We start from the raw sequence: 19,873 nt of genomic DNA on the forward strand, positions 1-19,873 counted from the left end.
GCACCGGCCCCCGGCGAGCCGAGCCCGGAATTCGCCGGGGGCCGGTGCAGCGGCGGGCGCGGCAACGGGCGTTGCAGCCGGTGCGGGGGCGGCTGCGACCGTGTCAGCTGGTGTTTCCGTTGAGGCTGCGGGTGTCGCCGCGTCGGTGCTGGAACCGCCACAGGCGGCGATCAGGGCAAAGGCAGCAATGGCTGTGGCAGATTTCAGAAATGGCGACATGGCGCGGAATCCTTTTCAGACGGGTCTGGTGGCATTGTGAGCCGATGCCGGAAGCGTTGCAACCATATGCAACGCGACACTTCGCACCGATGATGCCAGCCCGCGACAAAGCCTGCGGGCTGGTTTACTATTCCGCCATGCCTGATTCCGTCCGCCCGAAGCCCCAAATTCGCAGACTGCCGCCCGATGTGGTGAACCGTATCGCGGCCGGTGAGGTCGTGGAACGCCCTGCGGCGGCGGTGAAGGAACTGGTCGAGAACGCGCTCGACGCGGGCGCGACGCGCGTGTCGGTCGCGATTGAAGATGGCGGCCTGAAGCGGATCACTATCGAGGACGATGGCTGTGGCATGTCGGCCGATGACCTTCTGGTCGCTCTGGAGCGCCATGCGACGTCCAAGCTGGCCCCCGGCGCCGATGGCCACGTCGACCTCCTGAACATCCACACGATGGGGTTTCGCGGTGAGGCGCTGCCCTCCATCGGATCCGTCAGCCGGATGACGCTGACTTCGCGGGCGGCGGGCGAGGATGCGGCCGACGTATTCGTCGAGGCGGGCCGGATTGAAGGGCCCCGACCGGCAGCGTTTACCGGGCGCGGCGAGACGGGCACCCGCCTTGAGGTTCGCGACCTGTTTTTCGCCACGCCAGCCCGCCTGAAATTCATGAAGGGCGAGCGCTCGGAAACCATGGCCGTCTCCGATGTCGTCAAACGGCTCGCCATGGCCAACCCGACCGTTGCCTTCAGCCTGGAAAGCAATGGGCGCAGCCTGTTCCGCCATGCGGCCGAGGCCGACGGCGAAGCCGGGCAGCTGGCCCGTCTGGGCGCGATCATGGGGCGCGATTTTCGCGACAATGCCGTGGCCATCGATGCGGAGCGTGAAGGTGTTCGACTGAAAGGCTTTGCCGGCCTGCCGACGCTTAATCGCGGCAATGCGCAGATGCAGTTCATGTTCGTCAATGGCCGGCCCGTGAAGGACCGGATGCTGAACGGCGTGATCCGCGCTGCCTACCAGGATTTCCTGGCGCGCGACCGGCACCCGATGGCGGCACTGTTTGTCGAACTCGACCCGGAATATGTCGACGTCAACGTCCACCCCGCAAAAACGGAAGTGCGCTTTCGCGACGCCGGGAATGTGCGGGGGCTGATGATTGGCGCCTTGCGGCATTCGCTGGCGGCAGCCGGACACAGGGCCTCGACGACGGTGGCCGGGTTTGCGCTCGGGCGCGCCAAGCCGGAATCGCCAATGCCGTCCGGGGCGCTGTTCGCATCGCGTCCGGCATCCGGCGGCGGCTATGCCTACCAGGCGCCACGGCCCGCACCATATGAAGGCAGCGGCTTTGGTGAAACGCCGCCCCCGCCTTTCGACTATAGCGATGCGCCGACAGGGCGGGTGGAGGCTGTGCCGGAAACGCCGCAGGGCGACTTCCCGCTGGGCGTGGCGCGCGCGCAATTGCACGAAACCTATATCGTCGCGCAGACGGCAGATGGCATCGTCATCGTCGACCAGCACGCGGCGCATGAGCGGCTCGTTTACGAGGACATGAAGCGCCAGATGGCGGCAGGCGGCGTGAGGCGGCAGGCCCTGCTAATTCCCGATGTCGTGGAACTGACCGAGGACGAAGCCTCGCGCGTGCTGGAGCGGGCAGACGAACTGGCCGAACTCGGGCTGGAGATCGAGGCATTCGGGGCAGGCGCCGTGTGCGTGAGGGCAACCCCGGCCCTGTTCGGGGAGATGGACGCGATCGGCCTGATCCGAGACCTCGCCGACGATTTTGCCGAATATGATGCAGGCCTCGCCCTGAAGGAACGGTTCGAGGAAGTGATGGGCAACATGGCCTGTCGCGGCTCCGTGCGGGCCGGACGGCGGCTGAACAGCGACGAGATGAACGCGCTGCTCCGCCAGATGGAGGCGACGCCCCATTCCGGCCAGTGCAATCATGGCCGGCCGACATATGTGGAACTCAAGCTGGCGGATGTCGAGCGGCTGTTCGGGCGGCGCTGAGCGCATGGGGCTTCACCCGTGGCGGACATGCGGATGTTGGCCTTGGGGAACGTCTTGCCATGGCTGGCGCAGGCATGGTCTTCTCCTCGCACAAGGATATTTCCCGGGCATTCGGGAACATGTGACATTTCCGGGGGAATAGGATGAAAGCGGCTGACGCCATTAATATCGACGATCTGCGCAGGCTGGCGAAGGCGCGCCTGCCGCGCATGGTGTTCGATTATATCGATGGCGGGGCGGAGGACGAGATCACCTTGCGCCGCTCGGTCGACCGGTTTGCCGATTATGAATGGGTGTGGAACGCGCTGGTTGACGTGTCGAAGATCAACACGGCCACCAAAGTGCTCGGCCAACCGAACGCCCAGCCATATTTTGTGTCGCCGACGGCGGCGTCCCGCCTGTTCCATCCCATGCAGGGCGAACTCGCCACGGCGCGCGCAGCGCAGGCGGCGGGCATTGCCTACTCAGTTTCCACGCTTGCCAGCCACAAGATCGAAACGATTGCGGCTGCCGCGCCGGACATTCCGAAATTCATCCAGGTCTATGTCTGGAAAGACCGGGGCATCGTGCGGGACTTTCTCGCCCGGGCCAAGGCGGCTGGCTATGTCGGCTGCATCCTGACGGTCGATGCCGTGTCAGCCGGCTATCGCGAGCGCGACCCGCGCAACGGGTTTTCCATTCCGCCCTCGGTGAACTGGAAGACGGCCACCCAGGCGCTGGCGCGCGCCGGCTACCTCGCCGACCTTGCCCGGTCGTCCGAGATCGGACCGGCCAATTTCGAGGGCGTCGATACGGGCGGGCGTGACGTGATGGGCGTGATCAACGAATTGTTCGACCGGACAATGACCTGGAAAGACGCCGAATGGATGGCGAAGGAATGGGGCGGTCCGTTCGCGATCAAGGGTATCAGCACCGCAGAGGACGCAAGGCGGGCGGTCGGATCGGGCGCCAGCACCGTGTGGCTGTCCAACCATGGCGGCCGTCAGATCGATACGTCCGTGCCGGTCGTTGACCTCGTACCGGAGGTGCGTGAAGCCGTTCTGGATGACATCGAAGTGATTGCGGACGGCGGCGTGCGACGCGGCAGCCATGTGCTCAAGCTGATCGCGCGGGGCGCTACCAGCGTCGCGCTGGGCCGGGCCTGCCTGTATGGGCTTGCCGCCGGCGGCGAGGCCGGTGTGGCGCGCGCGCTCGAGATCATGTCAGTCGATGTCGCCCGGCTGCTCGGACTGCTTGGGGTGCCGGACGTATCGGACCTCGACCAGAGCCTGCTTCGGCTCCGGACCCACTGAGTCCGGTCAGGTCGTCGAGCCGCCGAGGAAGCCGAGATCCTTCTGGCTGAAATTCGACAGGTTGGGCAGGGCCGCGGCGAGTTCGCCGGAGTCGAGCCCGAACCATGATCCAAGGGTGGCGGCATACTGTTCGACCGACACTTTCGGGATCAGGCGACCATGGGTCGAGGTGAACGATTGCCCGTTGAGGTCAGGCGTCGGAATATCGCCATAGACCTGCTTGCCGGCAACCGATCCGCCGGTGACGAAATGGTGGCCGCCCCAGCCATGGTCAGTGCCGTCGCCATTGTCGATCGTCGTGCGCCCGAACTCGGACATGGTGAACAGGGTAACATCGTTCCACGTGCCCTGGGTGATCATGGCTGTACGGAAGGCCGATATCGCTTCAGACAGCGCCGTCTGCAGGCCGGGCAACGTATTGGTCTGGCCGCTATGCGTGTCGAAGCCGCCCATGAAAACATAGAAAACCTGACGATTGGAGTCGAGTTGGTCCTGTATGTTGATCGTGTTCGCCACGCTCCGCAGCTGGGAACCGATACTGGTGGCGGGGAACGGGGTGGTAATGGGGGTTGATGCTTCCAGTGCGGCATCATAGGCGCGGCTGTTGATCACGCCATTGCCAGACTGGCGGGCAAAGTCGCGGGCAAACAGGTTGGTCTCGCCATAGCCGGTTTGGGAAACATATTCGTCTAGCAGGTCACGCGCCGCATTGAAGCGGGACTCACCGCCGAGAACATAGGGCTGGTCAACCAGGGTAACGCCCTGGGCGCCGCCCGCACTCGTGGTAAACTGGCGCCCTTCCTTGCCGGACAGGAACACATCGTTCGGCCCGGCGGAGACCATTGCATAGCGCGGGTTCAGTGAGGAATCGGCCCGCAGGGCGGCATCCGCGAACGCGCCACCCCAACCGTACTGGGCGCCTTCGACGCCCAGCGACATCCAGGTCGACTGCTGGTCATTGTGCGAGAAAAGGCGTGGTGGCAGCTGTGCGCCGACGCGCGTCAGGTCTGACCGTGTCATCGGTTCGATCAGCGGACCGACATTGCCGACAATGGCCAGGTCGCCTGCCTCGAAGATTTCCTGGAGCCCGGACAATTGCTCGGGCAGGCCGAACTGGCGCGATCCGAAACTCGCGGCATTGGTCGGGTTGAGCGCGAGGAGGTTGGCACGGTCACGCGACGACGAACCGGAGCCGACTCCATAAGCGCCATGGAGGCCGGGCCGGGCACTGTTCAACAGGTCATAGGAGGCCTGGTCGCGCGGGATGACCGTATCGGCATGGTCCATGCCGCCTTTCAGGAAGATACAGACCAGCGCCTTGTATCCGCTGGTATTGGCCGCGAAGGCCTTGCCGCTGGTCAGGGTGCTGAGCACACCCGTCCCTGCTAGAAAGCCCGTGGCGGCACCGGAGCGGAGAAAGTTGCGACGATTCATGTTAGCCATTCTGGTTATCCCTGAATCTGGATTTAGCGTTGGATTGCGTAGGCGGGTGAGCTGATCGTCATGAACGCGGCGAGCTGGGCGCGTCTCTGGCGATCTGCATCCGATGTCACGGGAACCGCAGTCACGGCCTCGACGATATCGGCCTTGAGTTCGGGGGTCATCGTGTTCCCGGTCAGCAACAGGTCAAGATAGTCGACGAGCGCACCGGGATTGTCGGCGATGAGGATTTCCGGACCATAGTCCGGCGTGAAGCTCGGGGCGGTGCCCGAATGGGGCGAGTCATCAAAGATATAGCGCGTCATGATGTTCATGAAGCCGATGGCCGAGCCTTCATTGACCAGCTGGAACTCCGGTGCGGTAAGGCCGCGAGCACCTGTTTCGGTACCCGGCGCAACAAAGCCGGGCCGGTAGAAATTGAACACTGACGGTGCAAACAGGGGCTGCTGACCCAGCGCGGACGAGGGGCTCGACGCATCCCTCAGCGTGTATTCGCGGTCAGAGTCGATGTCGGTCAGGTCGAAGGCCCGGACCCAGTGAACGAATTTCAGGACCGGTTCGCGGATCTTGCCATTCTCTATGTCTGTCGTGGCAGTGCTGTCGTTCACGGACGGATCGAGCAGGATGGCGGCAATCGTGGCTTCGAGATCGCCGCGCTCGCCGGTTCCGAAAACGGTGCCGTCATGCGACGTGTACCGGCCTGCGTCGAATACATCGGCGACGCGTTTGACATAAGCCGGGCTGGGCGAACTGGCTGTGAACCGCTGGATCAGTTGGCGCGACACGAAGGGCGCGACATTCGGATGTGCAAAGATCGTGTCGAGGGCGATCTTGACGCTCTCGTCTCCACCTGTGTTCGGCGGAATGACCGTGCCGAGGAACCGCTTTTCAAGCGACGAGTGTTCCCCGTCAAAAATGACCAGGCGCTTTGAATTGTTGCCCTGGCTTCCTGTGTAGAATCCGGGGCCTTGCCAGCTGAATCCGGTGAAGACGCGGGCAAGGCCTTCGACATCGTCATTGTCGAACGTCTCGACTTCCTGGCCATTCGTCAGCTTGGGTGTGCCGTCCTGGTTGAGTTCGACCACGCCGATCGTGAAAAGCTGCATGATCTCGCGGGCATAATTCTCGTCCGGCATGCGGCCCGTCGCCTGATCGCCTTTCTGGTTGCGCCAATAGGTCAGGTAGCGCGCCATGGCGCTGGAATAGGTGACCTCCTCGAGAAGATCCCGGTAGTTGCCGAAAGCATTATTGGCGAGGACATCGAGAAAATAGCCGACTTGCAGTGTCTGGCCGTACATATCGGCATCGGAAATGACGAACAGCTGGGACAGCGCGAACACCATACGTGTGCGCAACTGGTCATTGGCGCCGATCATGGTGTTCCAAAACACGCCCCGGTGTGCCTGGGCGTCGATATTCTCGCCAGCGTTTTGGCGAGCGGCCAGTCCGGGAAGGTAGAGAGTGGCCGGCTTGCTGATTTCGGCTTTCACCCAGGCTGCGGTATCCATGCCGACCACTGACTGTATGTCGGCATAATCGCCGCCAAAGGTCGCACGTGCCAGCACGCGCTGTGCTTCAGCCTCGTCATCAATCCGCGTTTCCGAGGTTCCGGCTGGTGGCGGAGGAGGCGGTGGAGGCGAACCTGATACAGGCGGCGAACCGGGGCCGGACATTCCGCTACCGGTTCCGCCATCACCGCCGCCGCCGCAGGCGGCCAGGGCAGCGGCCAAGACAAAGCTTGCAGCGATCGTTTGCACTTGCTTGCGCGGCGCCTGTTTCATTGGTCTTCCCTCTACACTTCAGCGGTTTGTATTACGGTTTCTCCGTCCGGAGTGAACTGAAGGTTTCGTTAGAATCCCCTGTCACCATTGGGCTTTCGTGACATTTCGTCCATGCCCGGAGTCAGGCCAGCGGGGCCAATGCCTCATGCGAGGCAAGTAATGCAATAGTTAATTTCACCAAAATCAGAATGATAACAGAGCTCAACGCGCAATACTTTCAGGATTCGAACTACTTCACCTGCAGCATTCATTGGGAATCCGGCGATGGCGGCCGGAGAAGCATTAATTATACACAAGGTTGTTTTTAAAGCAGTCCTGCCTGCGATCCGGGCGGGTTGCGGGGCGACGGTGCCGGGACTTTATACCGACACGACCCGCCCCGGGTTCATGATGCCGAGAGGGTCGAGCGCCTGCTTGATGGCGCGCATGGTTTCGGTGGCGGCGGGCGGGCGCAGGCGGGCGAGTTCGTCGCGCTTCAAGCGGCCGACGCCGTGTTCGGCGCTGATCGATCCGCCGTGGGCCATGGTTTGGTCGAAGATCACACGGGTGATGTCGGCGACGTGGGCTTTCAGGACAGGCTCGTTCGCGCCGGCAGGTTCGCAGACGGAATAGTGCAGGTTGCCATCGCCGACATGACCGAAGATGACGAACTCGGCGGTCGGAACGACTTTCAGTACGGCGGCATTGCAGCTGTCGATGAAGGCCGGGATGCGGCTGACCGGCACGGCAATGTCCTGGTTGATGGCGGTGCCATAGGCGCGCTTGGACAGGGGAATGGTCTCGCGAATATGCCAGAATGTCTGCGCCTGCGCCTTGCTGGCGGCGACGACACCGTCTTTCACGAGATCCTGCTCGAACGCGGCCTCGAGCGCCTTTTCGAGCGTGGCGCGGGCGTGCGCTTCGTCGACCATCGAGACTTCCATCAGCACACGCCAGGGCAGGGCCGAGGGCAGTGGGTCGCGTGTGCCGGGCACGTCGGTCAGCACCATGTCGACGGCGTTCACGGGAATGATTTCAAAACTGGTGACCGTGTCGCCTGCATGCTGGCGCACAAGGGCGAGCAGTGCGACGACGTCTTCTGTGCTGTCGCAACAGACCCAGGCGCTGGCGCGCTGGACCTGCGGGAACAGTTTCAGCGTCGCAGCGGTGATCAGGCCGAGCGTGCCTTCCGCGCCGGCGAACAGGTGTTTCAGATCGTAGCCCGTATTGTTCTTGCGCAGGCCAGACAGGCCGTCCCAGACCTCACCGGAGGGCAGCACGACTTCGAGCCCGAGGATCAGGTCACGCATCATCCCATAGCGCAGCACGTTGACGCCGCCGGCATTGGTGGAGATCAGGCCGCCAATCGTGGCGGTGCCTTCGGAACCCAGCGAGAGGGGGAACAGGCGTCCGGCCTCTTCGGCGGCTGCCTGCGCGGTGACGAGCGGGGCACCGGCCTCGATGACGAGCGAATTGTTGAACTGGTCGACGCTGCGCACGGCATGCATGCGGCCCATCGAAACCACAATCTCGCCATGCGGCGTACCGCCGTCGACAAGGCCGGTATTGCCGCCCTGCGGTGTCAGCGCGACATGGTGGGCCACGCAGAGCTTCACCAGGGCGGCGGCCTCCGCGGTGCTGGCCGGGCGCGCGAGGAAGGGTGTCTCGCCCGTAAATGTGCCGCGCCAGGGCGTGGCAACTTCGCTGAGGCGTTCGGGATCCTCGCTCCAGCCCTTCGGGCCGAGCAGGTCTTTTGCGGCAGCAAGGAAGGCGGCGGGCAATTGGGTCATGATGTGAGCTTACGCATGTGGTTGGCGATGGCGATACCGTCTTCACGGTCGGAGAGGGCGGTGATGACGCCGTCGCGGGCGGGTTGCGGCTTGTTCTGGCCGAGCTTGGTGATGCCTTCAAATCGCGCGGGGGCAAGCGAGAAAGCACGGATACCGGGCAGCATGGCCTCGAAGCGGCCGGGCGTCATCTTGGCGCGTGTCCATGCCGGTTTGGGGGCAAGGCCCGCTTCGAACAGGTCGGACAGGTCGTCAAGCAATCGGGTGGCGCCTGTATCGTCCAGTGGGGTGACGGGGCCTTCTGCTTCGACGGACAGGTAGTTCCATGTCCCGACCTGGTCGTCCTGACCGTACCAGTCCGGCGACACATAGGCATGGTCACCCGTAAAGACGATGAGCGCTCTGCTCCCCGTCATAAGGGCAGCGGTCACCGCATTTGCGGCGGAGAGGTGGAAGCGCAGGACCGGTGCGCCGTCCGTTTCATCGAGCAGGACAGGCGCATGAGCCGCGTGGATGCGCGTGCCGTCCGTGGCGCAGACCAGAGCAAACGGATGCGCGCGAGCCCGCGCAACCAGCGTGGCGATGTCGGTTTCACGGAAGGGGCGGGCCGGATGCATGGACGTGGCTTAGCAGAGGTCGCGAGGGCGTGCGAGAGGGGTGGTGGGGCTCAGTCGCGGTGCGCGGCACGTTCCAGCCGGTCATTGATCGCTTCGCCAAGCCCGGTATGCGGGATCGGCGCGACAGCGATGCGCTCATAGCGGGCATCGAACGCCCGCAGCATGGCGAACAGGTTCGCGGCGGCCTCGGCAAGATCGCCCTTGGGCGAGAGGTTGCCTTCGCGCGGGCAATGGTCGCCAAAGCCGAGATAGCCCTCGCCGGACATGGGCGTCGCGGCGTTGAGGCGCAGCGCGGCGCGGGGCGCGTAATGGCTTTTCAGCTGGCCCGGCGCCGTGATGCCGGCACTGTCGCCCGGGCGGGCGAGCGTGATGCCGAGACAGGCTTCCAGTGCCTCTGTTTCGAGCGCGCCGGCGCGCAGGAGCACGGGTGTGTCTTGCGTGAAGTCCACGATGGTCGACTCGATCCCGATAGCGCAGGGGCCGCCGTCGAGGATCATTGCGATCCGGTCGGCGAGATCGGTGCGGACATGTTCTGGTGTTGTCGGGCTGACATGGCCGGACTTGTTGGCCGAGGGGGCGACGAGCGGGCCGCCGAAGGCGTCGAGCAGGGCCTGGGCAACCGGATGGACCGGGCGGCGCAGGGCGACTGTGTCGAGTCCGGCGCGGGCCAGGTCGCAGACGCTTGCGGTGGGCGCCACAGGCAGGACGATGGTCAGCGGCCCCGGCCAGAAACGTTCCGCCGCCTTCCGGGCCAGCGGCGTGAACACCGCTTCGCGTTCGGCCATGGCCTGCGAGGCGACATGCGCAATCAGCGGGTTGAAGCGCGGGCGGCCCTTGGCTTCGTAGAGACCGGCAACGGCGTCCGGGTTGGCGGCGTCGCAGGCGAGGCCATAGACGGTCTCGGTGGGCATGGCGACGAGCCCGCCAGTGCGCAGGATATCCGCAGCGCGGGCCAGGATGTCGGGCGTGGGGGGCACGATGGTCGCAGTCATGGGCGCGCCCTTAGCACCCGCAGGCGAAAGGCGGAACCTATTTGCGGGTCGCCTCGCCGGTCACGGTAACGATGACCGTGTCGCTGACCCATTCGGCACCCGGATCAGAGATCTGGCCGATATTGAGCGCCTTGCGGTCGAATGTCGCTTCACCGTTCAGGGTGGCGACGTCGCCCGCGATGTCGAGCGTGAAGGCGAGTGGCGTCGTGACCGTGTGGTTCTTCAGGCGCATGGCGGCGGTCGCCGTATAGCCGGTATCTGTTTTGGCGAAATCGGTCAGGTGGATGGTAGCCGTCGGATAGTTCGACACGTCGAACCATTCGGGCGCGCGCAGGCTGTCATTGTAAAGTTTCTTGCCGGTCGTGGCGGTGCCGGTCGAAACGCTGACGCGCACGTCAGAGGTTTCAACGGCCTCCGGGAAGAAGGCGACGTCCGCCGTCCAGTCCTTGAACGTGCCGGAAAAGGTGTTGCCATCATGGGTGCCGGAGAACCGGATTTCCGACGCATCATAGTTGACGACCCAATTGGGTTCGACGGCAACCGGTGCGGCGGCGACCTCTGCCTCGGATTCGCCTGCCGGTGGCGGAACGGCTTTGCTGCCTGACATCGATTGCGCGAGCACGGGCGCGGCGGCGATCAGGCCGAACAGCAGGGCTGCGCCACCAAAAGCGATGAAGAAGCCACGGGCAGGCGCACGCGGCGGCTGGGTCTTGCCGAACAGGCCCGGGATCATCCGTTTCAGGACACCTTCCTCTGGCGAGAATTCATGCTTCAACGCGCCGGCGACATGCAGGACGAGCAGGCCGATGATGACCCATGCGCCCTTCGAGTGGAGCGTTTCGAGCACGACGTGGACAGGCTTGTTGCCACGTAGGCCTGACAGGAAGGGCAAGTCGGGCCAGCTGACCGTGCCGAACAGGACCGTCGGGATCTGGAACTTTGAGGTGGAAACGAGGGCCCAGCCGAGCAGCGGCATAAGGATCATCAGGGCGTAAAGCCCGATATGGACATAGTGCGAAGCCTTGGCTTCCAGGGGCTTCATGTCCGACGGCAGGGCCGGCGGCGGGTTCAGCATCCGCCACGCAACCCGGATTACGGTGAGGAGCAGGATCGTGATCCCGATCGACTTGTGAAGCTGGTAGCGGGTTTCATTGTCTTCCATGTTCCAGCCAAGCCAGATCATGAAAATGATGAGCGCCGCGATAGCCCAGTGAAGGGCGATCGCGACGACCGTGTAGCGAGAGACGCTGTTTCTGAACATGTCGGAACTTGGCAATCTATTCGGCGACTTCGCCGAATTCGGCTTCGATGACGATCTCGACTTCATCACCGACATAAGGCGTGCCGGCACTCAGGCCGAAATCGGACCGGGTCAGCGTGCCGGTGGCGGAGAAGCCGATATGGTCTTGTTCAGGGGCCCACGGGAACTGGGCGACGCCGTTATATTTCACATCGAGCGTGACCGGCTTGGTGACGCCCAGGAATGTCAGGTCGCCCGTGACAGTGCCCGTATCAGGGCCGGTCTTGGTGACCGTCGCCGAATTGAACGTGATCTGCGGGAAGGCGCCGGCATTGAAATAGTCGCCGCTCTGGGCGATTTCCTCGTCGAACGTGTCGTATGGGCTGTCGGCGTGCCCGGCCTTGAAGTCGCCCGGATAGTCGGTTTCCACCGAGGTCGGGTCGATCGTGGCGGTCAGCGACGTGGCCGAGGCATCATCCGGGTTGAAGACGAGCGTCGCGTCGAAGTTCGTGAAGCGCGCGGTATAGTTCGACAGGCCCATATGTTTCACGCGCCAGATCAGCGAGGCGTGGTTCGGGTCAATCTTGTAGGTCGCGGCCTTGCCATATTTGATGTCGGCGGCGGGCGCTTCAGCCGGGACGGCTTCCGGCACGGCAACTGGTGCGGCGTCTGCGGGCGTCGCGGCAGATTCAGCTGGCGCGGTCGGCGCGCCGCACGCGACGAGCGCGAGGGCGGAAACGGAAGCAAGGATAAGGCGCATGGAATAACTCCTGGAAAATTGGGTGGCGAAGGGCCAGTCGAGGTCTGCACTTGGACCTTGGCCGTATGCGCTGTAACTGCTTATCCCGAATAACAACTATTCACAATCCGGAGACCGGCTCGATGCCCTATGATGCGCCCCTTGATGAAATGGCTTTCACGCTAGACGCCGTTGCAGGTCTGAAGCGCCTTGAAGGGCTTGCCGGGCTGGAAGCATATGACCCTGACCTGGTCGTGCCGATCCTCGACGAAGCGGCCAAGCTGGCGCGCGATGTGCTGGCCCCCCTCAACCAGAGCGGCGATTCGCAGGGCGCCGTGCTGACGGCGGACGGCGTGAAGGCGGCGCCGGGCTTTGCGGCGGCCTATGCCGCCTTCCGTGATGGTGGCTGGATGGGGCTGACCGCACCGGAAGAATGGGGCGGGCAGGGCCTGCCCAAGGCGCTGTCGCTGGCCGTGATGGAAATGTTCCACGCCGCAAACATGGCGTTCGGCCTCTGCCCGCTGCTCAGCTTCGGCGCCATCGAGGCCCTGCTGGCGCATGGCAGCGACGAACTGAAAGCGGCCTACCTGCCCAATCTCGTCTCCGGCACATGGACGGGCACGATGAACCTGACCGAGCCGCAGGCGGGCAGCGATGTCGGCGCGCTGAAATCGAAAGCCGTGCCGAATGACGATGGCAGCTATGCCGTCAGCGGCCAGAAAATCTACATCACCTGGGGCGACCATGATGTCGCCGAGAATATCGTGCACCTCGTGCTGGCGCGCCTGCCGGATGCGCCTGCGGGCTCGCGCGGCGTGTCGCTGTTCCTTGTGCCGAAATTCCTGCCCAACCCGGATGGCAGCCTCGGCGCACGCACTGGCGCCAAATGTATCGGCCTTGAAAAGAAGATGGGCATCCATGCCTCGCCAACCTGCGTGATGGAATATGAGGGGGCGACCGGCTGGCTGATCGGTGAAGCCAACAAGGGCCTCGCCTGCATGTTCACGATGATGAATGCGGCGCGCCTGAATGTCGGTTTGCAGGGCGTGGCCGTTGGCGAGGCGGCCTACCAGACGGCCTTCGCCTACGCGCAGGAGCGCAAGCAGGGCAAGGCCGAAGGCGTCGAGGGGCCTGCGCCGATCCTGCATCATGCCGATGTACGCCGTACGCTGACGACGATGCGGGCGCGCGTCGCAGCGGCACGGTCGATCTGCTATGCCTGCGCGGTCGCCGCAGACCTGGCCGAAGCCTCATCGGACGCCGACGTGCGGGCGGCGGCGAAATTGCGCGAAGACCTGCTGACCCCGATTGCCAAGGCCTGGTCGTCTGACATGGGCGCCGAAGTCGCCAGCATGGGCGTGCAGGTGCATGGCGGCATGGGCTTCATGAACGAGACGCTGGCGGCCCAGCTCTATCGCGACTCGCGCATTGCGCCGATCTATGAGGGCACCAATGGCATCCAGGCGATCGACCTGGTCGGCCGCAAGCTGAGCGGCACGAATGGCGAGTCGATGCGCGTCATGCTGGGCGAGATCGAAGCCAGTGCGGCAGCCGCGCGGGCAACCAATGATCCGCAACTTGTGCAGATCGCGGACCGCCTGAGAGCGGCGGCAGAGGCCTTGCGCGAGGCCAGTGACTGGATGCTGGCGCAGATGAAGAGCCGCGACCAGGACAAGGCGTTGGCCGGTGCAACTGCCTATCTGGCGCTCGCGGGCGATGTCATTGGTGGGCATTTCCTCACCCGCGCAGCGGTGGCGGCGCGTAGCAGCGATGGCGCGGCACGGGCGCGGCGGCTGGCTCTGGCTGGCTTCTTCGCCGAGACCGCGCTTGCCTCGGCACCGGGCCGTGTGGCTGGCATCACCGAAGGCGGCAGCCGGTTCCTGGAGAATTCGGAAGCCCTGTTCGGGGTCTGATCGCGGTCAGCCGGGCAGTTTCGGCAGGGCGAGCAGGCAGAGCAGCGATCCGCACGACACCGCCGCAGCAATCCCGGCGAGCGGAGCGATGCCGTACGTGACGAAGGGCGCGGCGACGGCTGTGCCCAAAGCGGTGGTCGACAGGATGGCCACGAGCACCAGCGCGGCCCCGCGCGCATCGTCGCCGTTTGATGCAAGGATGGCCCGGAAAAATCCCGGCGGGCCGCGCAGGCCGAGTCCGAGATTCACCGGCACGAACAGGATGGCGAGCGCCAGCGGATCGGTTCCGCCGGTCAGGCCATAGGCGGTGAGCGCCAACAGGCCCGATGCCGACAGGAACGTGCCGAACAGGATCATGCGTTCCGCACCGAACCGGTCGGCGAGTCGTCCGGCAACGTTCGACCCGATGATGAAGATCGTGATGCCGGTCACCTGCATGATGATGAAATCATTGAGGGTGCCGCCAAGCCCCTTGGTGATCATCGCCGGTGCGCCGAACACGAAGATCAGCAGGCCGCCCACCGTGAACGCCTGGCTCAGGGCGTAGCGCAGGAAGACCGGGCTGGTCGCGAGGCGGAAATAGCTGCCCCCCCGCCCCGCGTCGGATCGGGAGCGGGCAGGCGAGGGCGCAGCAGGCCGACGAGTGCTGCGACCATCAGGCTGAGTCCGCCCGTCACGACGAAGGAACTCTTCCAGCCGAAGGCGACCAGCAGCCAGACGCCAATCACGGGTGCGAGTGCAGGCACGAGGGATTCGATGCTGGCCATCAGGCCGATGGCACGCACGGCGCGGGCCTCGCTGAACATGGCGCGGATCATGCCGGGCGCGAACACGGCGGCAGCCGAGCCCGTCAGGCCCTGGCCGAAGCGCAGGCCGACCAGCACCTGCAGCGACGGCGCAAGGATACAGGCCAGCGAGATCAGGGCATAGGCGATGAAGGACAGGACCAGCAGGTTGCGCTGGTCGAAATGGGCGCCGAGTTCGCCATAGAGGACAAGGCCTATACAGCCGCCTGCAACGAAGGCCGCGAGCACGAGTTGCGCCATCGCCTGGCTGCCACCGAGCGCGTCCGGCAGGTCTGGTATGGCGGGCAGGACAAGGTCGGTTCCGGCAATGCCCAGCGTCGTGCCGATGATCAGCAGCGCAAAGGCCAGTGCGGGCGTCTGGAGGGGAGGAACCGGCTGGGTCATCGCCGCGGGCTTATGGATGAAGCCGCCCGGCGTGTCGACCATCAGTTGCGACAGGCAGGGTGCAACTGTAAGAGGTGACGAAACCGCCGCAGGAGGCATCATTCGGCCATGGCGTGGACCAAGACATATTCCGGCACTGAGCCGATGCGCGTCAACAAGTGGCTGGCGACCGAGGGCGTGTGCTCGCGGCGCGAAGCCGATGCGCTGATCGAGAAGGGCCTCGTCAAGATCAATGGCGAAGTGCTGACCGAGGCGGGCTACAAGATCGAGGACGGCCAGACGCTGACCCTGACCGAAAAGGCGGCGCGCCGGCTCGATAACCAGCTGTCGCTGATGTTCCACAAGCCCGTCGGGATCGTCTCGGGCACGCCGGAGCCGGGCGAAATCCCCGCCGTGCGCCTGATCAATGAGGACAGCCTGTCAGGCCGCGCCCATGCCATTCCGGGCCGCAACAACCGGCTCGCGCCGCTCGGCCGGCTCGACAAGGACTCGCACGGCCTGCTGATCCTGTCGGAAGACGGCGTGCTGGCAAAGGCCCTGATCGGGCCGGAAAGCAAGCTCGAGAAGGAATATCACGTCAAGGTGCGCGGCGACGTCACCGAGGACAAGCTGACGCTATTGCGCCACGGGCTCGAGCTCGACGGGCGCCAGTTGCGGCCAGCGGACGTGACCGTGATCAAGGGCAATGAGCTGAAATTCATCCTGCGCGAAGGCCGTAACCGCCAGATCCGCCGGATGTGCGACCTGGTCGAGCTGCGCGTGATCGACCTCATACGCACGCGTATCGGGCCGTTGTCGCTGGCCGGGCTGCCGGAAGGCAAGTGGCGTCCGATCAGCGGACGCGAGCGCGACGAGCTGCTGCGCTGGGAAGTGCAGGGCTTTTCGGCTGAACCGGCTGCGCCCGTCGTGGTTGAACGCAAACGCCCCCTGCCAGCAGGGAAGCGTCCGACAAGCCCCGGCAAGAAGCCGATGGGCAAGCCGCGCGGTGACGGTCCGCCTGCCAAGCCGAAACCTGCCGATCCGAAGTTCAAGCGGACCAAGCTGGCCCCGCGCAAGCGCACGCCGATCAAATAGGCGCTGACCCGGCGTGATGGCTCGACGCCCGATGGGCTTGGCATATGTTGAGCCATGGACGGATTTGAAACGAAGCGGCTAAAGCGCCCCAAGCTCGATTATCCGCACGGCGACGTGCGGCCAGAGCTGGGAGAGACAATACAGGTCGCGCCGGGAATCGAATGGGTCAGCATGCCGCTGCCCTTTTCGCTCAAATTCATCAATCTCTGGCTGATCGATGACGGCGACAGCTGGACGATCGTGGACACGGGCCTGCCCCTGCCGGAAACGCGGACAGCGTGGAAAAGCCTGATCGAGGCCCGGATCACGCCGGACAAGCCGCTGAAGCGCGTGATGGTCACGCATATGCACCCCGACCATGTCGGCTGTGCGGGCTGGCTCTGCCACAAGTATGGCGCCGATCTCTGGATGAGCCGGCTGGAATACATCACCTGCCGGATGCTGGTGTCGGACACAGGCCGCGAGGCGCCCAAGGCCGGGGTCGATTTCTTCCGCCGCGCCGGCTGGAACGACGCCCAGATCGACAATTACAAGGAACGCTTCGGCGGGTTCGGGCGCGGCGTCAGCCGGATGCCGGACGCCTTTCACCGGCTGGCCGATGGCGACACGTTCGAGATGGCGGGCCAAGACTGGGAAGTCATCACCGGCAACGGCCATTCGCCCGAACATGCCTGCCTCTACTGCCCGTCGCTGAACCTGCTGATTTCGGGTGACCAGATATTGCCGCGTATTTCGTCGAACGTGTCGGTGCACCCGACCGAGCCGGATGCCGATCCGCTGCTCGACTGGATGACCAGTTGCGAGAAGCTGCTGGAACGCCTGCCGGAAGACGTGCTGGTCCTGCCGGCGCATAACGAGCCGTTCCGCGGCGCACATGCCCGGCTGCGCCACCTGATCGACGGGCACGAGACTGGCCTGTCGCGCCTGAAAGGGCGAATGCAGAAGGGCCCACTGACCGTGATGGACACGTTCACCAGCCTGTTCGGGCGAGCCATCCAGCCGGACGAGGTCAGCATGGCCACCGGTGAGGCCATCGCGCATCTCAATTGCATGGTCCACCGGGGCGAAGTCGTGTCGAGTGTCGGTGACGATGGCGTTTCGCGCTACCAGCTGACCTGATCACAAGTGCCGGAACACGCGTCGATTCGGGCCTTTTGCAGTGGCCGGGCAGATTACGCCTTCGCATCTGAAGCCGGTTTCGTCTAAGAAGTCGGCTGGAAGCAGATAGATCAGGTGAACCCGCGATGGCACGAGATGGCGACAAGGCCGATTCAAATCCCGAGGACGAAGACCTGACCTTCGCCGACAAGGTGAAGCGGGAACTGCACGAGTGGGGCGTCACGCTCGCCGTCTTCGTGCCGATCTTCTTGCTGTTTTCGGGCCTGTTCTACGAGCAGCGCGTGATTCCGTCCGAGAGCATGGTGCCGACGCTTCAGGTCAGCGACCGGGTCGCTGTGGCCAAGTTCGCCTATGGTTATGACCGCTATTCGTTGCCGTTCAGCCTCGGCCGCTACCTGCCCATCCCGGCGGGACGCATCTTTGCGCGCGACCCGAAACGCGGCGATGTGGTCGTGTTCGAGCACCCGCATACGGCGCGTGTGATGATCAAGCGTGTGATCGGCCTGCCCGGCGATCGTGTCCAGATGATCGGCGAAACCGTTTATATCAATGATGAGCCGCTCGATAGCGAGTTCATCCGGACGGTCCGTTACCTGCCGCATGGCCGCACCCGCCCGGTGACGGCCTATGAGTGGCGCGAAAGCGATGGCGGGAAAAGCTGGATAACCAACCGGCAGGAAAAGGGCGATGCGGGTGATAATACGGTCCTGTTCGTCGTCCCGGCGGGGCACATTTTCCTGATGGGGGACAATCGCGACAATTCGCTGGATAGCCGCTTCCTGTCCGGCCACTGCCCGCCGGTGGATGGCGTGGTTGACCGCGTCGGTTGCCCGCTCAGCGTCAGGGCGACGGATGCATCGGTCGGATTCGTGCCGATGGACCACCTTGTCGGACGCGCCGAAACAGTGATCCTGTCGCTGTACCGGTGCAAACTGGAAGGCGATGAACCCTGCAAGAAGCGGGTTTGGCGCGGCCTCTAGGTCCTATTCCTCAACAGGATGCGGCAGGGACGGGTGATTGGAGCCTTGCCGCATGCCGCCAACACCGCTAGTGGCAGTCTTCAGACTGGGCTCGCGGGGCCCTGTGCATGCTTGAAGACAGGCTTTATCGCGATGCCAGAATCGACATCGACAGGAACCCGGCGCGGCCCGATCGTGGTGTCTCGGCATGGCCGGCCGCAGCTCGACAGGACCGCTGGCCCGCGCCTTGGCTGGCGTGACTACAAGGACTGGTGGGACCGCTACGAAGAGAGCCCGCTCCGTGACGATCAGGTTGCGCCCGACACACTGAAAAGCCTGGTGGCTGATGCGACGCTTGTTTTCGCCTCGGCGCGGATCCGGGCGCAGGAAACAGCCGCCCGCGCGGCACCCCACATGGAAGCGATCCATGATCCCGTGTTCAATGAGGCGCCGCTGCCGCCGCCACGGATTGCCGGCGTGAAATACCTGCCCAAGACATGGAACATTCTCGCCCGTGCGGCCTGGCTCAGCGGCCACGCGCTGGACGGCGAGAGCGTCTCGGAAGCGCGCGTACGTGCGGCACTGGCCGCGCAGAAACTGCACGCCGCGTCGGAACAGCAGAAAGTCTACCTGGCCGCGCACGGCTGGTTTAACCGCATGCTGCGTCCTGAAATCAAGAAGCTCGGCTGGAAATGCGTCTATGATGGCGGCGACAGCTACTGGAGCCATCGGGTCTACGAATACCGGGACAAGTAATCGTTTCAGAGGTTGTGGACGCCATGCGCGCGCTCTAGTGTCGCCGCACATAAACACGGGCGAACCAGAATGGCTGATGCGAAAGAAAAACCGGTCGACAAGATGAGCTTCGAAGAAGCGCTCGCCGAGCTGGAAGGCATCGTCAAGCAGCTCGAAGCGGGTGAAGTCGAACTTGAGAAATCCATCGCGATCTACGAGCGCGGCGCAGCCCTCAAGGCCCATTGCGAATCGCGGTTGAAATCTGCGGAACTGAAGGTCGAGCAGATCGTCCAGGGAGCCGGAGGCGTTACGACCGAGCCTGCGAGCTTTGAATAAGGTCGTTGACCATATGGGAGACGACGCCGAATTCGAGCTGCGCCTGAAGGAGGTTGCCGACAAGGTCACCGTCGCGCTCGACCAGTTGATTCCGCCGGCCAGTGGCCCCGAAGCCAATCTCATGCGCGCGATGCGCCACGCCGCGCTTGCCAATGGCAAACGCATGCGGCCCTTCTTCCTTCTGGAAACGGGTTCGATGTTCGATGCACCGGAAAAGAGCCTTTTGCGCACCGCTGCGGCGCTCGAATGCGTGCACACCTATTCCTTGGTCCATGACGACCTGCCGTGCATGGATGATGATGATTTTCGGCGCGGCCAGCCGACTGTCCACAGGGCGTTCAGCGAATCGACGGCAGTTCTGGCGGGCGACGCGCTGCTGACTCTGGCCTTCAAGATACTGGCCTCCAGCGAAACACATGACGACGCGACGGTCCGGACCATGCTGATCGAGCGGCTGGCAG

At 64.2% G+C, this 19,873-nt stretch carries 19 protein-coding genes; 9 read left to right on the plus strand and 10 right to left on the minus strand.

What is annotated here, in order from left to right; all coding sequences use genetic code 11:
- Positions 1 to 219: hypothetical protein (locus tag AADA04_RS00665; RefSeq protein WP_340691299.1), on the minus strand; the 219-nt coding region annotated here is incomplete at its 3' end.
- Positions 220 to 356: 137 nt separating this feature from the next.
- Between AADA04_RS00665 and mutL the strand changes: the two genes are divergently transcribed.
- Positions 357 to 2,219 carry a DNA mismatch repair endonuclease MutL gene (gene mutL, locus AADA04_RS00670; protein ID WP_340691300.1) on the plus strand — a complete coding sequence of 621 codons (1,863 nt, stop codon included), beginning with the start codon at positions 357 to 359 and terminating at the stop codon, positions 2,217 to 2,219.
- A 143-nt stretch (positions 2,220 to 2,362) separates the two neighbouring features.
- Positions 2,363 to 3,511: an alpha-hydroxy acid oxidase gene (locus AADA04_RS00675; protein ID WP_340691301.1), complete on the plus strand. Its 1,149-nt coding sequence runs from the start codon at positions 2,363 to 2,365 to the stop codon at positions 3,509 to 3,511.
- A gap of 6 nt (positions 3,512 to 3,517) precedes the next feature.
- Here AADA04_RS00675 and AADA04_RS00680 read toward each other — a convergent pair whose 3' ends face one another.
- From AADA04_RS00680 to AADA04_RS00710, 7 genes are all read right to left on the minus strand, one after another.
- The gene (locus AADA04_RS00680) at positions 3,518 to 4,954 is read right to left on the minus strand and encodes a DUF1501 domain-containing protein (RefSeq protein ID WP_340691302.1); all 1,437 of its coding nucleotides are present in this window, start codon (positions 4,952 to 4,954) and stop codon (positions 3,518 to 3,520) included.
- Between the two features lie 23 nt (positions 4,955 to 4,977).
- Positions 4,978 to 6,732, minus strand: a complete 1,755-nt coding sequence (locus AADA04_RS00685; protein ID WP_340691303.1) for a DUF1800 domain-containing protein — start codon at positions 6,730 to 6,732, stop codon at positions 4,978 to 4,980.
- A gap of 359 nt (positions 6,733 to 7,091) precedes the next feature.
- Positions 7,092 to 8,501: an FAD-binding oxidoreductase gene (locus tag AADA04_RS00690; RefSeq protein ID WP_340691304.1), complete on the minus strand. Its 1,410-nt coding sequence runs from the start codon at positions 8,499 to 8,501 to the stop codon at positions 7,092 to 7,094.
- On the minus strand, positions 8,498 to 9,115 hold the full coding sequence (locus AADA04_RS00695; RefSeq protein WP_340691305.1) for an FMN-binding negative transcriptional regulator: 618 nt from the start codon (positions 9,113 to 9,115) through the stop codon (positions 8,498 to 8,500). The genes AADA04_RS00690 and AADA04_RS00695 overlap by 4 nt, the downstream gene beginning before the upstream one ends.
- A gap of 50 nt (positions 9,116 to 9,165) precedes the next feature.
- Entirely contained in the window at positions 9,166 to 10,107 is a 942-nt protein-coding gene (locus tag AADA04_RS00700; protein ID WP_340691306.1) for an L-threonylcarbamoyladenylate synthase, read from the minus strand.
- A 37-nt stretch (positions 10,108 to 10,144) separates the two neighbouring features.
- Entirely contained in the window at positions 10,145 to 11,368 is a 1,224-nt protein-coding gene (locus tag AADA04_RS00705; RefSeq protein ID WP_340691307.1) for a cytochrome b/b6 domain-containing protein, read from the minus strand.
- A 16-nt stretch (positions 11,369 to 11,384) separates the two neighbouring features.
- Positions 11,385 to 12,107 carry a YceI family protein gene (locus AADA04_RS00710; RefSeq protein ID WP_340691308.1) on the minus strand — a complete coding sequence of 241 codons (723 nt, stop codon included), beginning with the start codon at positions 12,105 to 12,107 and terminating at the stop codon, positions 11,385 to 11,387.
- A 122-nt stretch (positions 12,108 to 12,229) separates the two neighbouring features.
- On the opposite strand from AADA04_RS00710, the gene AADA04_RS00715 reads away from it, so the two are divergent.
- On the plus strand, positions 12,230 to 13,999 hold the full coding sequence (locus AADA04_RS00715; protein WP_340691309.1) for an acyl-CoA dehydrogenase: 1,770 nt from the start codon (positions 12,230 to 12,232) through the stop codon (positions 13,997 to 13,999).
- A gap of 6 nt (positions 14,000 to 14,005) precedes the next feature.
- Here the strand turns inward: AADA04_RS00715 and AADA04_RS00720 are convergent, their stop codons facing one another.
- Positions 14,006 to 14,521, minus strand: coding sequence for a hypothetical protein (locus AADA04_RS00720; protein ID WP_340691310.1), 516 nt, complete (start codon positions 14,519 to 14,521; stop codon positions 14,006 to 14,008).
- Positions 14,522 to 14,535: 14 nt separating this feature from the next.
- The gene (locus tag AADA04_RS00725; RefSeq protein WP_340691311.1) at positions 14,536 to 15,231 is read right to left on the minus strand and encodes an MFS transporter; all 696 of its coding nucleotides are present in this window, start codon (positions 15,229 to 15,231) and stop codon (positions 14,536 to 14,538) included.
- Between the two features lie 66 nt (positions 15,232 to 15,297).
- Between AADA04_RS00725 and AADA04_RS00730 the strand changes: the two genes are divergently transcribed.
- From AADA04_RS00730 to AADA04_RS00755, 6 genes are all read left to right on the plus strand, one after another.
- Entirely contained in the window at positions 15,298 to 16,263 is a 966-nt protein-coding gene (locus tag AADA04_RS00730) for a pseudouridine synthase (RefSeq protein ID WP_340691312.1), read from the plus strand.
- 54 nt (positions 16,264 to 16,317) lie between these two features.
- Positions 16,318 to 17,382, plus strand: a complete 1,065-nt coding sequence (locus tag AADA04_RS00735; protein WP_340691313.1) for an MBL fold metallo-hydrolase — start codon at positions 16,318 to 16,320, stop codon at positions 17,380 to 17,382.
- Positions 17,383 to 17,507: 125 nt separating this feature from the next.
- Entirely contained in the window at positions 17,508 to 18,362 is an 855-nt protein-coding gene (lepB, locus tag AADA04_RS00740) for a signal peptidase I (protein WP_340691314.1), read from the plus strand.
- Between the two features lie 132 nt (positions 18,363 to 18,494).
- Entirely contained in the window at positions 18,495 to 19,097 is a 603-nt protein-coding gene (locus AADA04_RS00745; protein WP_340691315.1) for a histidine phosphatase family protein, read from the plus strand.
- Positions 19,098 to 19,166: 69 nt separating this feature from the next.
- Positions 19,167 to 19,412: an exodeoxyribonuclease VII small subunit gene (locus AADA04_RS00750; RefSeq protein WP_340691316.1), complete on the plus strand. Its 246-nt coding sequence runs from the start codon at positions 19,167 to 19,169 to the stop codon at positions 19,410 to 19,412.
- Positions 19,413 to 19,425: 13 nt separating this feature from the next.
- The coding region (locus tag AADA04_RS00755; RefSeq protein ID WP_340691317.1) for a polyprenyl synthetase family protein at positions 19,426 to 19,873 on the plus strand (448 nt) is incomplete at its 3' end.

Origin of the sequence: Hyphomonas sp. (assembly GCF_037969335.1) — a bacterium.
Lineage (GTDB): Bacteria > Pseudomonadota > Alphaproteobacteria > Caulobacterales > Hyphomonadaceae > Hyphomonas.